Raw genomic sequence first — 12,765 nt, forward strand, 5'->3', positions numbered from 1 at the left:
TCTGTTTCCAAGAGTTGAGTAGAAACACAGCTCTGAAAACCAATCAAAGAGCCGTTAGTTTCTGTATATCAGAAAATCTTTAAGCCGAATGTTCACAAGTGTGCGGCTCATCCAAAAAAGATCCATAAGCTGCTCAATCGTGTCACGAGCAGGATCACATTGACTACAAGCAATTTGTAACAAATGCGACGGCATAAGCAAGAAAAGAGAAAGAGCGTTTGCAAAAATTGGATTTTTATCTTGCGGAAGTTTCAATTTTAATGTCTCAGAGTTGAGCATTACCAAGGCAAACTCACGCATTAATAGAAATCTCAATGCTGTACCAAATCGATCTCCTTTTTGCCATGTTATATACCACTTTCCATTTTCGTAACGAGAAAGTACGACTTCTTTTTGCCCTTCTTGTGCTTTTAATTCTACATCAGGTAAAATTTGAGACAACTCCGGTAAGAGTACAGGAACTGATTTAATATTTGCAAGTTCAATAATTCGATTTGCTTCTTGCATAAGAATGTTTCGCTCTACATCTGTGCATATAAATTCACCATAGCCCTGATATTCGATAAGAGCATCGTATAAAACGTTTTTTCCTAATGAAATATCGATCAAATTTCGCGGATCAATTTCGAGCGCATGCGCCAATTGATTGATATTTTGAATGGATTTAATATTTTTACGCCCATATTTCCAGTGTGTACAATCTGCAGGATCAAAGCCAAGCAATGCACCTACATCTTGATCAGTTACTTTTTCAGGCGAACTTTTCCGTATTGTAAGAACTTCTTTGCAAAACCTAAATAACTCTGCGCTATGCGGAAAACGATTATTTTCGACATTGATCATTACACGTGTCCTTTTTGAAAAAAACAAAATTTAAGAGTTGAATGAAGAAACCTTCATGAATTATAGCACGAAAATAGGACTTTCCTAATAAATCATAGAATTTGTATGGAGTTATATACCTACCACAGAATTGACACCAAACGCTTACAAATTAAGCATTTTTTGATAGCGTAAAAAAAGAGAACCTATTCCTATTGCATATATAAGAAGTGGAGAAGGCTATGGGCTATCGGATAATGACCAACGTCACCTCAATTACAAACCAGAGACACATGCGCAATACGCGCAAAATGCTGGATCAGAGTTTGGAAAGATTAGCCTCGGGCTTTAGAATTAACAAAGCCGCCGATGATGCCGCAGGCCTTGCAATAAGTGAAAAATTACGCTCAAAAATTAGAGGACTCCAACAAGCTCAACGAAATGCAAATGATGGAATCAGTCTTATTCAAACTGCGGAAGGCGGAATGAATGAAGTCCAAAATATGCTCATTCGTATGCGTGAACTCGGAGTGCAAGCTGCATCTGACACAATTGGCCCCAAAGAACGTGTCTATCTTGATATCGAATATCAAGCACTCAAAGATGAAATTGATAGAATTGCTTATGCGACTGAATTTAATGGAACACAGTTGCTCGACGGTACGGGAGGTATCCTCGAAATTCAAATCAACACAGGAGGTGACAACATTTTAGGTGTTGACCGTCTTGAATACAATTCATTTAAGGCTGACGTAAAAACAAATAGACTCGGCGTTTCAGAACTGGCTCTCGACACAAAACAAGGAGCTCAACATTCTCTTACGGCTATTGAATCGGCCATCGATTACGTAAGTGCTATCCGTGCTGATTTGGGAGCACTCCAAAACAGACTCGGTTCAACAATTAACAATATTGCAACAACAGTAGAAAATATCAGCGCTGCGAACAGCCGCATAAAAGATGTCGATATAGCAGAAGAGAGTTCGGAATTAACACGAAACTCAATCTTACTTCAATCCGGTACCAGTGTCCTTCAACAAGCAAACCAAACGAGCCGCATGGCCCTAACACTCCTTGAAGGAAGATAAGGTAACATATGACAAATAAACTTCAACTGTCTCATGAAAATTTTGTTTCGATCGCAAAGGATCTAATAAAAATTACGGACACGATTTTAAAAAACGTGGTGGTCAAAACAGAAAAAGCCGCTCTCGAAATAGGTAATAAAATGGAACATGTTTCCAGTCTTTCTTCAGATCAAGCGCAAACTGTAAAAGGTTTGATAACAAGTATGTATCAAGAAGGCACTCAGGAACATGAAGAAGTCGAAAAAATGGCCGCAGAAGCCAATTCAATTGCAGATAAAATATTTGAAAGTGCTTCGGCTGGTGATTTAGATGCAGCAAAAAAATTAGGTGAAAGCGATCGATACAAAGAAATTGGGGCAAAAACAAGCGGTTTGTCAAAGCAACTTGAAAAACTTTCTGAATCTGACAAAGAGCTCGCAAATATGATTGCACCTGTTATAATGGCACTTCAATTTCAAGACAGTGTCAGACAAAGTTTAGAAAATATAATAAAGTGTTTTGAAGAGTTTACCAATTGTTCAGACTCTATTACGCAACAAAAGCTTTCTGAAGATTTGGCTAACAAATTTTGGTCTGTGCTCGAAAATAAATTCACAACGACAGATGAGAGAAATATTGTCCGCAAAACTGTGTATGGCGAAAATGCAAAACTCATAGAAGATTCTGGAAAAGATGACCCCTTCATGTTTTAAATTTTTATAATACCTAAATTGATTAATTTATAAAATCAGGTAAAATAGACTTCAATTTTACTGATTTTTCGTTCGCAATTATCAAGGTAACAATTATTTATGCACAGAAAATACATTAAAAATACAACAAAAGCATCTCTTATTCTTATTTTTTCTCTTTTACCTTATCAAATTAAAAGCTTGGCAAATAATTTTCCAATTGAAGAATCCTATCAAATTTTCCAACCAGAATATTCTGAAAAAGGGATGGTCGCATCGCAAGAAAAAATTGCATCTGAAGTAGGAGCACAGATATTGAAGCAAGGAGGAAATGCAGTCGATGCCGCCGTTGCAGTTGGCTATGCCCTTGCTGTCACTTTACCGAAAGCAGGAAATATTGGTGGCGGTGGATTTATGCTTATTTGGCTCAATAAAGAAAAAAAAGCTGTCGTAATAAATTATAGAGAAAAAGCCCCTCTCGCTGCTCACAAAAACATGTTCCTAGATAAAGATGCTAAAGTCGATGTGGAAGAAATAACAGCAAGCTATAACGGTGCAGGTGTCCCTGGAACAGTCTATGGACTCAACTCTGCCTTAACAAAATACGGAAGTATGCCCTTAAAAAAAGTCATGGCTCCTGCCATACATTTAGCACGCAATGGAATTTTAGTCACTCATGCTCTCTCAACATCTCTTACAGAAAATAAAAAACATTTACAAAAAAGCGAAGAATCTACAAAAATATTTTTTAATAAAGAAAAAGAAGCATTCAAACCTGGGGAAATTTTAATTCAAAAAGATTTAGCAAATACTCTTGAAGAAATTGCTTTATATGGATCAGACGCTTTTTATAAAGGTAAAATAGCGAAAAAAATAATCGATGATGTGCAGTCCCATAAAGGAATAATGACCTTAAAAGATCTTGAGCAATACAAAGCTATCGAAATGACGCCGATTGAAGGCACCTACAATGGATTTAAAGTTTTATCCGTTCCTCCTCCCAGCTCAGGTGGAGTTACTTTAATCGAGATTTTAAATATATTAGAAAATGTCGATTTTAAAAAAATACCATTTCGCAGTGCGGAATATTTTCATATATTAAGTGAAGCAATGAATTATGCCTATTATGATCGAAACAATTCTTTAGGCGATCCTGATTTTGTTAAAAATCCAATTGAACGTCTCACTTCAAAAAAATATGCAAAACAAATATTTCAGAGTATGGACTTAAAAAAACACACCCCATCTGAAATTGTCCAAAAAGAAGGAATCCGCCGCGAAAGCAATCAGGAAGGAAACACAACCCATTATTCAATAGTTGATAAGCATGGAAATATGGTATCGAATACATATACGTTAAACTATTATTATGGAAATGGTAAAACAGTTAAAGGAACAGGAATCCTTTTAAATAATGAAATGGATGATTTCACTGCAAAAGTAGGAGCGGCAAATTCTTTTGGCTTAATTCAAGGTCCTAAAAATTCGATTGAACCTCAAAAAAGACCATTGAGCTCTATGACACCAACAATTTTATTGAACGATAAAAAAGAGGCTATTCTTGCAACGGGTGCTCCTGGTGGAAGCCGTATTATCACACAATCATTACTTATGATTACTGGATTTATTGATTATAATAAAAATATATCAACCCTTGCTTCTTACCCTCGCTTTCACCGCCAATTATGGCCAGATAAGTTTTTTTATGAAGATGGAATTGCATTTGAAACATTAGAGTCTTTAAAAAAGATGGGGCATGAGATTGAGAAAGTCAGACCCTACGGTTCGTTGCAAACAGTGCAAAAAGATCCTGATAATCACTTTTTAGGCAGCAGTGATCCACGCTCTGAAGGAGATGCTGCAGTTGGTGTTTGGTGATTCATTTAAAATTTGAAAGATCTCCTAAGTGTAACTATTTTAAAACAAAATTATCAGAAGATATGGAAATAAATCTATATTAAGATTAAGAAAGTGAAACTTGCTCCTCAGAAAATTTATTTTGCCCCGAACTTTTAATATCCATCGCAAAGCCATGGATCATCATATTCAATTGATTTACATAGTTTTGCAATGAAAGTGACTGTTGTGTTAGTTCTGAAGCAATAGAAGCGACTTTTTCGGAACCAGAAGCATTTTGTTGGGTGGACGAATCGATTTCATTCATTGCTTTGCTGATCTGGACAATACCGTTGGCCTGTTCATGCGATGCAGATGATATTTGCGAATTGAGTTCTGAAACTTTTTTTATTGAAATTAAGATACTATTTAGAACTTCAGCTGTTGAAGAAGCAATTTCTTCACCCTTCTTTATCTTATCTACGCTGTCTTTAATTAAATTTGAAATATCCTTTGCCGCAGAAGCACTTTTTTGTGCTAAATTCCTGACGGCTTCAGCCACTACAGCAAATCCACGTCCTTGCTCACCCGCTCTGGCGGCTTCAACTGCAGCATTTAAAGCGAGTAAATTCGTCTGGAAAGCGATGTTATCAATTACAGTTGTAATCTCTTCTATTTTCTTAGAACTTTCTGAAATATCTGCCATCGAACGAGCCAATTTTTGCGTTTCAACTTCACCCATTTCAGCTGTTTTATAACTTGTCTGCGACAGTTTTGCAGCCTGTTGAGCATTCTCTGCATTTAACTTCACCATGCTCGAGAGTTCTTCGACCGACGCCACTGTCTGTTCGAGAGCGGCAGCCGCTTCTGTTGTTCCAGACGAAACTTGCAAACTGACAGAAGACAAATATGTACTTGCCTGTGAAACATCTTTACCAGATTGCGCAATTTGATCGGAAAGAACGACTAGCGTCCTCAAAAGTTTCTTAGAAACAGTAAAGCTAAAAACAATCGTAAATAATGTTCCGAAAATCCCAGCAAAAAGAGAAAACAACTTTGTTTTCTCTGCTTCATTTAATGATTTTTCTACAAATTCAGAATTTAAACTCACTGCTCTGCTTTCCAATTCATCTAAATTTGCAATTACAGGTGTCACTTTTAAGTAGAATTCTCCCAACATTATTTTCCGCACATCATCAAATTTTTCTTGTTGCATGAGACTTGAAACATTTTTAAAAGTAACAGCTTCTATATCTTTCCAAGAATCTTTTATTTTTCTCATTTTTTCTTTGCTTGCTTCTCTGCTACTAAGTATAATATAATCATCGCTTAGCTTATAAAGTTTATTTATCTGTTGTTGTGCTTCCTCAATCTTTTTATCCCTTGCCTCTTTATTTTCTTGATTGGCATTAGCGATCCATATTAAGCGCGCTATATTGGACACACCATAGCGCATATCATTTATTATATTTATGATTTGCATCCTCTGGCTTGCTATGTAATTTAAGTCATCATTCTGTGATTTTATGCCACGCCAACCCAAAACACTGATCAAAACAATCAAGACTATCGGAATTATTGTTAATATAAGCAATTGTCCACTGAGACCTTTGAACTTAAAATGAGATTTTTCCATTTTAATATCCTTTTTCAATTCTTTTGATATTCAGTTTAATAGTATTTTATTTATTGATATTTTAAAAAGATTTTTCGTCAAATTTTTTATCGATAATGGATAAATAGTCTTCTATTTTATTGCATACATTTACGGGCGCTAAACCAAAACGTAGGTAAGGATTTTTATCTTTAATTAAAAACTTTGGCCGCACAAAAGATTGTTTTTCTGCAAATAAAAGGATTTGTTCTAAATCTTTAAAAAGTGGAAGTTTAACCAAGAAAAAAGATGCTGAGGTTTTAAAAATTGAAATATTCTTAAATTTAAAGCGTTCTAAAGATTTTGCAAAAGTTAACATTTCGTTGCGATTGCTCTGATACCAGTCAATGTGCTGTAATGCTGTTTGACATATTTGAATAGCTTGCGGTTGCAAACCTAAATTCAATTGAAACGCTTTTGGTAAATAGCCGATGGCAAAGCCAACTCTTAATCCTGGCAATCCAAAAAATTTTGAAAAGCTCCCTACAAACAAAGAATTTTCTGAACAGAGTAAAGGGGCAAATTCATGTTTAAAAAAAGGTGCATATACCATATCTAGGATAAAAAAATGTTTTGGATAACTTTTGAGCAATGCATAAAGCTCTTTTTCGGAAATTTCATGCCCAGTGGGATTGTTTGGGGAAGTTAATAAAACAACGGAGGGTTCACTTGAATCTAAATAATTTCTTAATTCACTTGTATTTAAACAAAATGAATCTGCTTTTATCTGAGTTTGTACTTTCTTGAGTTGAAAGCCTAAGCCTTCCGCAATGTGATTGTAATTTGCCCAAGAGAAATCCTCTAAAACTAAAGTTTTATACTTTAATTTCAACCACGCCAAAGCTTTTATAAGTGCATCTTCAGCACCATGGGTTAAAGTTATTTTTTGCAAATCAACTTTAAATAGAGTGGCGAGCGCATTTTGCAATAGCACATGATCGGTGCTTGCAGCATAGCGCGAGTGTCCCTGTTGATTATAAAATTGAAACAAATTCAGGACTTCTACATGATGGTCAAAATAATATTCATTCCGATCGAGAGCAATAATTGCTTGAGACAAATTCATATTCCTCAGTCATAAAATAAAAGACTTTTCCTAGCCAAAGCCCAAAGCTTGAGCTAAATTACTAACATAACTTTTACACGCTCACAAAGGACTAATCCTTTTTTTTTGCATCTATTTCTGAGGGATATCGAATGCTTAAATTACAAGAAAAAATAATTAATAAATTGATCAAACAGCTCTGGCTCAATTATAAAGCGAAGGTCCAACAGGTTAAAAAGATTGAAAATGCTGTTCGCACTGAAGGTGATCATTGGAGCGAAGACCATATGGCTTTTCGCACTCTCCCTGGGCCTCACTGTGGACTGGAAACTCTCAAACAGGTCTTTGAAATACTTGGCTACAATCAAGCTGATGAATACCACTTTAAAGATAAAAAATTGATGGCAATATCAATGAACCCTCCAAATAATAAAGAAGAGCACAGCACAAAAATTCCGCCAAAAGTGTTTTTGAGTGTTCTCGAACCTGAAAGTTTTTCACAGGAATTTCAAAAATGTATATTAAAATATACAAATGATTTAAGCGAATCTCCAATTCAAAAATTAAGAAATGAATTTAATTCTCTTAAAACTCATCCAGAAAATATCGATCAATTTGTCCAAGCGTTAACCCTTTATTTAAGCAATGGTCCTGTTTGGCGCACACCAAGTTTTAAAGATTATGAAATGCTTAGAAAAGAAAGTGAATATGCTGCTTGGACATTGGTTTATGGCAACACACCAAATCATTTTACCTTAAGTATCCACTTGATGAAAAAATTTAAGTCTCTCAAAAACTTTAACCAATTTATTCAAAAGGAACTTGGTATTGCAATGAACACTTCTGGAGGAGGTCTTATAAAAGGATCAGCCGAAGTGCATTTAGAGCAAAGTGCAACCCTTGCCGAAGAATTACTTGTTCCTTTTCAAGAAGGGTTTCATAAGATTCCATATGCATTTGTAGAGTTTGCCTATCGCCACCCACTCATTGGCAAGAAAAAAGATGGTATTTGGAGCAGTTATTATCAAGGTTTTGTTACAGACAATGCAGATAAAATTTTTGAATCAACTAATTTAAGGAAACAGGCTTAACTTTGGATTTCTGCTACTTCGACTTTAGGTAAGGCAATTGTCGTAAAAAAACGGGCAATATTTTCAAAGTGGGATGGCGCATCGGTACAAAAAACATGTTTATTTCCCTGACTGTATATTCCTGTTGAGTTATTTTTATGTAAAAATTGCGAAACATAATTAACAATAGGCAAAGAGGATTCTACTACATAAATAGGATCCTCTAAATTATTTCTACCTAATATTAAGACCCAGTCCCCATCAATGGTTTTATATATAATTGTTTTTCCGAGACGACGCTCAATAGAGGCCGCAATTGCATGGACAAGGCGTGGATAATGTGTACAAGCCAACATAACGATCTTTGTATCTTCGGGGATATCCCATAAATACATATCTGCCGCAGCATCCGCCATAGGACCTGAAGAAATCCCTTCCTCAACTAACGGAACAAATAAGGGGCAAGCTCTTTCCCAAACGTTATTTATATTATATAAGGAAAGCTCTTCTTTAAAACGACCACTTTTAATTGTAAAGCGAGTACCAAGTACAGCTACACTGCGGGATTTATTTTCCAAAATGGAACCCACAAATTGACAAAAACCTTCAACAATACCAACAATTGGTATTTTAAATATTTTTTGAATTTCTTTTGCTGCGACACTTGAAGCTGTTCCACAAGCAACAATTAATAAATTGGCATTGCGATTTAATAAAAACAAAGCTGCTTCTGATGAATATTTTATAATAGTTTCTGCACTTTTATTACCGTAAGGACAACGTGCATTGTCTCCTAAATACTGGGTGTTTAAATTGGGAAATCTTTTTAAAACGTTTTCCCAGACAGTCAATCCACCTTGACTTGAATCAAAAAAAGCAATATTTGGACTATAATTATGTTTCATAAAGTAACAATACTTTTGAATATATTTTCGACTCTCGATGCAGCGCTTTGCCCAAATAATAAATTTTCTCTAATATGTGAAGCTTCTTTAAGCTCATTCTCCGAAATCTTTTTTTGCGATATTTTTTCTAAGATAGAGTCATTAAATAAGTTAACTAAACTTGTTTGCCAATTCATCTCACGCGCCGCCCTAACATTTACAGGAGTGTCATCGATAAAATATATATCATTTGGATCCAGTGTAGCATTAAACTTTTTTTGCACAAAACGATTTGCTTCATATTGAGCGACTTCATAAATTTTTCTCTGCGGTTTTTCACAACCTAAATCTTGACTAAAAATACACACATCAAAAAAATCTCGGACAGGCAGTCTTTTTTCAATCACAACCTCGTGCCAAGTCGTGGCATTGCTCAAAACGCCAATGGCAAAATTCATATCGCGCAATTTCTTGGCAAGTTCATACACTCTGAGGCGCAAGGCACCCACGACCAAGCTGTCTGCATGTTTCACATCTAGAATGGAAAGAAGGGAGTTTACCTCTGAAATTTTAGCCTCTTGCCTATATGCGTTCATAATTGCTTGAGCGTATGAAAATGCCCCCATTTGCCCTGTGCACCAATCGCTCAACACATGATTTTCGCGCAATATTTCTAATACGTTATAATAATTAATATTTGTTCCAACGGGAAAGAGTTTACCATAGGTTTCAAAGGAAATATCCCAGTCTAAATCAAGTAATACGCTCCCAATATCAAAAAAAACAAATCCAGCATATCCCTTGTTATTTAAACAAATTTTATACTTTTCATCATTAAATTCAGTAACTAATTCGATAAGATCAGTTTCTGTTACTGCAGGCCACAACATGATTCCTCCTCAAGAGCTCACAAAATTTCCCCGATAAATCTATACGAAAGTAATCTAACTTTAACAAAGAGAACTTTATGTCCATTGCAAAAAAACTTCAAAAAAAAACCCCTAAACCTCTATCACAAAAAATAAAATTATTACTCTCCGATGAAAGCCCAATAACGGGACGGATAGAAAAATCCTCCCTTAATCAAGCAGGTATACATGTCGAATTGACAAACAATTTAAATAGTATGCTTGAAATATTATCAAAAGAAGAGTTTGATATCGCAATGCTTGATTATCACTCATACAATGGTCACGGCATCTATCAAATAGAAAAAGCAAAAAAAATTAGCCGCAACCAAAAAATAAAATTTATTGTCACGAGTGTCGAGAATTTTGAAGAGATTAAAGACAAAGCTTATACTCTCAACACCGATTTGTTTTTACCAAAACCCATTCCCCATGAAAAAGTTATAGAAGAAATTAAAAAAATTGCGCAAGTGAATTACCGGCGTTCTGAAAGACTCAAATATAAATTAAAGGCAATTGTGCGCTATAAATTCAAAGAATTTGAAACTTATTCTATCGACATTTCAGCAGATGGCTTACATCTCTCAGATATGGATAAAAATATTCTACCAAATGTTGGCCTTGACTTAGAAATTGAATTCACTCTGCCAAATGTCGATAAAAGGATTTTAGTTAAAGGAACAGTGGTTAGAATCACTGAAGAAGGTTTTGGAGTGAAATTCCAAATAATGAGTTTAAATGATAAAAAAATAATCAATCGATTTATTTTGGAAAATAGTTCTGAATTCCGTTCGAGTCATTATTATTTGTAATTATTTTATTTTTTACTTACAACATTCCCTCCCAAAGCAGGTTGTTTCACTTCTGCTGACAAATTTACCGCAGCAGCCCCATTTGGCTTCAGGGGTTGGGTATTTTTTGGAGCTTCAGTTTTTGCTGTCTGACTATTTGAAGTTAAATACATTGCGTAAAGCTCAGGTTGTAATTTTGGGCTAGGCACTCCATCTGGCCTAGGATTATTTACAACATCCGTCCATGCTTCGAATAATGTCATAAGAAGTTTTTCCACCACTTCGAGATCTTCTACTTTATTAAACATATTTGCTTCTATCAATTTATCCATCATAAAAATATATAGATTTTCCAAATCGGCTGAAAGTTGTCCCCCGACTTCGTGATCGAGGGTGTTGATCAATTCAGAAATAATCGCCAGAGCTTTGCTGATATTTTTTCCTTTTTCTGCAATTTTTTTCTCTACCATCTTTGTCTTAGCAAGTCTGACAAATTTAATACAACCTTCATAAAGCATAAGTAATACTTTTTCTGGTTTAGCTGTAGTTACGTTAGTCGCTTGATAAGCTTTAAATGCTTTTGAATTCATGCAATCCCATCCTTGAAAATAAGAACAAGAATTTTTCTTGTGCAAAAATTAGCTCATGCCACCCAATTTCTGCTGCAATACCTGTCCCTGTGCATTCATTCCACTGATAAGCTGCTCCACCACGGCAAACTTCCGTCTGATCCCTTCTGCTCGCTGAGTTGCCAGTCTTTCTTTTGTAGCGAGATCTTTATCAAAATTTTCAAGAATTCTTTTGTATTCTCTATCTTTTGAAGAGATCACTCCACTTTGCTGATTTTGCATTCCGCGCACAGCGTCCGACATGCGAATACCGAGCCCCGTTGAATCATCTGTTTGGATAAACAGCTTTGAAACACCAACATAATCTTCGGACAATGCCTGCTTAGCTTTAGATTCGTCATATTTTAATGCGCCAGTTTTTGGGTCGGTAGAAATTCCTACATCTGCTAAAGTTTGATATTTTTTATTTGGAATGGAATATTGCAATGCAGATTGAAGTGAGCGGCGCAGAGTTCTTAAACTGTTATCCTTAGAAAGAATACCGGCTTTATTTGTATCTGGATTGACTTGAAATTGTTTATCAATAAAGTCATTAGCTTTATTATATGCTTCCACAAATTTCTTTATACTTTCTAGACTTTTTTCGACATCATAATCAATTTTGATATTCACTTTTGTCCCTGGTTCCGCTTTTTTTACATCCAATACCAAGCCTTGAAATAATTCAGTTACTTTATTTGTTTCGTTATAGACTTTGACATCCTCAAAAGTCATTTCTAAATTTCTACCAGTGACCTGTTCTTTAAATTCCATATATGTCGTGTCAGGATCAATATATATTTTTGCTTCTTTTCCCGATTTCTCTGACATGACAAGTAAGCGAAAATTGTCTTCTTCAGAGTCCTCTATTCCTTCCTTAGTGTTAATAACAATTGCTCTTGCACCTTGCCCCATTGAGTTTATTTGGGTCGCAACATCGTTCAAAGATGATTTGTCTGGATCGATGTCGACATCAAAATGTTTGCCATCCTCAAATTCGATTGTCATATAACCAAAGCCAACGGGAGTCTCATCTTTATCAGGAAAGGTTTGAGTCAGTAGCTTTTGTGTGTGGGCTAAATTCCGCACTTCGAGTTCATAAGTACCAATAGGAGCATTATTATCTACAGTGCCATCAACGATATCTGGATGAGAACTGGTTAATTTTAATTTATTAAAGTCTGCCTTTGTCCGTAAAGCATTCAAAGCGGTTCCAAGCGCACTGATATGGTTTTTGAGTTCGCCAAATGATTTTTGCTCATTTACCACTTCTTTTTTACGTGTTTCTAGCTGCTTAATGGGCTCGCGTTCCATTTCTACGAGCTGATCAACCATTTTGGGATCAATACCCGATCCCGTATTGATTCTTATTCCAGCCATAAAAATGA

The 12,765-nt window shown here is 35.4% G+C and carries 12 protein-coding genes; 5 read left to right on the forward strand and 7 right to left on the reverse strand.

The window, feature by feature from the left end:
- Positions 1 to 54 precede the first annotated feature (54 nt).
- Entirely contained in the window at positions 55 to 843 is a 789-nt protein-coding gene (locus EZS29_RS10300; RefSeq protein WP_130609967.1) for an ImmA/IrrE family metallo-endopeptidase, read from the reverse strand.
- A gap of 221 nt (positions 844 to 1,064) precedes the next feature.
- Between EZS29_RS10300 and EZS29_RS10305 the strand changes: the two genes are divergently transcribed.
- The 3 genes from EZS29_RS10305 to ggt all read left to right on the forward strand — a co-directional run bounded on the left by EZS29_RS10305 (position 1,065) and on the right by ggt (position 4,459).
- Entirely contained in the window at positions 1,065 to 1,910 is an 846-nt protein-coding gene (locus EZS29_RS10305) for a flagellin N-terminal helical domain-containing protein (protein ID WP_130609970.1), read from the forward strand.
- 8 nt (positions 1,911 to 1,918) lie between these two features.
- Positions 1,919 to 2,602 carry a hypothetical protein gene (locus EZS29_RS10310; protein ID WP_130609973.1) on the forward strand — a complete coding sequence of 228 codons (684 nt, stop codon included), beginning with the start codon at positions 1,919 to 1,921 and terminating at the stop codon, positions 2,600 to 2,602.
- A 99-nt stretch (positions 2,603 to 2,701) separates the two neighbouring features.
- A complete protein-coding gene (gene ggt / locus EZS29_RS10315; RefSeq protein ID WP_130609976.1) occupies positions 2,702 to 4,459 on the forward strand; it encodes a gamma-glutamyltransferase in 1,758 nt (585 codons plus the stop codon).
- 85 nt (positions 4,460 to 4,544) lie between these two features.
- Here the strand turns inward: ggt and EZS29_RS10320 are convergent, their stop codons facing one another.
- Entirely contained in the window at positions 4,545 to 6,053 is a 1,509-nt protein-coding gene (locus tag EZS29_RS10320) for a methyl-accepting chemotaxis protein (protein ID WP_130609980.1), read from the reverse strand.
- Positions 6,054 to 6,114: 61 nt separating this feature from the next.
- Positions 6,115 to 7,131, reverse strand: coding sequence for a pyridoxal phosphate-dependent aminotransferase (locus tag EZS29_RS10325; RefSeq protein WP_172603890.1), 1,017 nt, complete (start codon positions 7,129 to 7,131; stop codon positions 6,115 to 6,117).
- 137 nt (positions 7,132 to 7,268) lie between these two features.
- On the opposite strand from EZS29_RS10325, the gene EZS29_RS10330 reads away from it, so the two are divergent.
- A complete protein-coding gene (locus tag EZS29_RS10330; protein WP_130609986.1) occupies positions 7,269 to 8,207 on the forward strand; it encodes a DUF1338 domain-containing protein in 939 nt (312 codons plus the stop codon).
- Here the strand turns inward: EZS29_RS10330 and murI are convergent.
- Together murI and EZS29_RS10340 are read right to left on the reverse strand one after the other, a co-directional pair.
- Positions 8,204 to 9,091, reverse strand: coding sequence for a glutamate racemase (gene murI, locus EZS29_RS10335; RefSeq protein ID WP_130609991.1), 888 nt, complete (start codon positions 9,089 to 9,091; stop codon positions 8,204 to 8,206). The genes EZS29_RS10330 and murI overlap by 4 nt on opposite strands.
- Positions 9,088 to 9,960 (reverse strand): HAD family hydrolase, encoded by an 873-nt coding sequence (locus tag EZS29_RS10340; protein ID WP_130609994.1) that lies wholly within the window; start codon positions 9,958 to 9,960, stop codon positions 9,088 to 9,090. The genes murI and EZS29_RS10340 overlap by 4 nt, the downstream gene beginning before the upstream one ends.
- Before the next feature lie 77 nt (positions 9,961 to 10,037).
- Here EZS29_RS10340 and EZS29_RS10345 point away from each other — a divergent pair, with 77 nt between their 5' ends.
- Positions 10,038 to 10,790 (forward strand): PilZ domain-containing protein, encoded by a 753-nt coding sequence (locus EZS29_RS10345; RefSeq protein WP_130609997.1) that lies wholly within the window; start codon positions 10,038 to 10,040, stop codon positions 10,788 to 10,790.
- Between the two features lie 5 nt (positions 10,791 to 10,795).
- Here the strand turns inward: EZS29_RS10345 and fliS are convergent, their stop codons facing one another.
- Both fliS and fliD read right to left on the reverse strand, forming a co-directional pair.
- Positions 10,796 to 11,359, reverse strand: a complete 564-nt coding sequence (fliS, locus tag EZS29_RS10350; protein ID WP_130610000.1) for a flagellar export chaperone FliS — start codon at positions 11,357 to 11,359, stop codon at positions 10,796 to 10,798.
- Positions 11,360 to 11,407: 48 nt separating this feature from the next.
- Positions 11,408 to 12,757: a flagellar filament capping protein FliD gene (gene fliD, locus EZS29_RS10355; protein ID WP_130610003.1), complete on the reverse strand. Its 1,350-nt coding sequence runs from the start codon at positions 12,755 to 12,757 to the stop codon at positions 11,408 to 11,410.
- Between the last annotated feature and the right edge of the window lie 8 nt (positions 12,758 to 12,765).

It is taken from the genome of Fluviispira sanaruensis, from assembly GCF_004295685.1.
GTDB lineage: Bacteria > Bdellovibrionota_B > Oligoflexia > Silvanigrellales > Silvanigrellaceae > Silvanigrella > Silvanigrella sanaruensis.

Bases quoted from the DNA above. Each gene is read 5' to 3' on its own strand.
- EZS29_RS10345 (WP_130609997.1), top strand. From the start codon at position 10,038: ATGTCCATTGCAAAAAAACTTCAAAAAAAAACCCCTAAACCTCTATCA.
- EZS29_RS10320 (WP_130609980.1), bottom strand. From the start codon at position 6,053: ATGGAAAAATCTCATTTTAAGTTCAAAGGTCTCAGTGGACAATTGCTT.
- fliD (WP_130610003.1), bottom strand. From the start codon at position 12,757: ATGGCTGGAATAAGAATCAATACGGGATCGGGTATTGATCCCAAAATG.
- murI (WP_130609991.1), bottom strand. From the start codon at position 9,091: ATGAAACATAATTATAGTCCAAATATTGCTTTTTTTGATTCAAGTCAA.
- fliS (WP_130610000.1), bottom strand. From the start codon at position 11,359: ATGAATTCAAAAGCATTTAAAGCTTATCAAGCGACTAACGTAACTACA.
- ggt (WP_130609976.1), top strand. From the start codon at position 2,702: ATGCACAGAAAATACATTAAAAATACAACAAAAGCATCTCTTATTCTT.
- EZS29_RS10330 (WP_130609986.1), top strand. From the start codon at position 7,269: ATGCTTAAATTACAAGAAAAAATAATTAATAAATTGATCAAACAGCTC.
- EZS29_RS10305 (WP_130609970.1), top strand. From the start codon at position 1,065: ATGGGCTATCGGATAATGACCAACGTCACCTCAATTACAAACCAGAGA.
- EZS29_RS10300 (WP_130609967.1), bottom strand. From the start codon at position 843: ATGATCAATGTCGAAAATAATCGTTTTCCGCATAGCGCAGAGTTATTT.
- EZS29_RS10310 (WP_130609973.1), top strand. From the start codon at position 1,919: ATGACAAATAAACTTCAACTGTCTCATGAAAATTTTGTTTCGATCGCA.
- EZS29_RS10340 (WP_130609994.1), bottom strand. From the start codon at position 9,960: ATGTTGTGGCCTGCAGTAACAGAAACTGATCTTATCGAATTAGTTACT.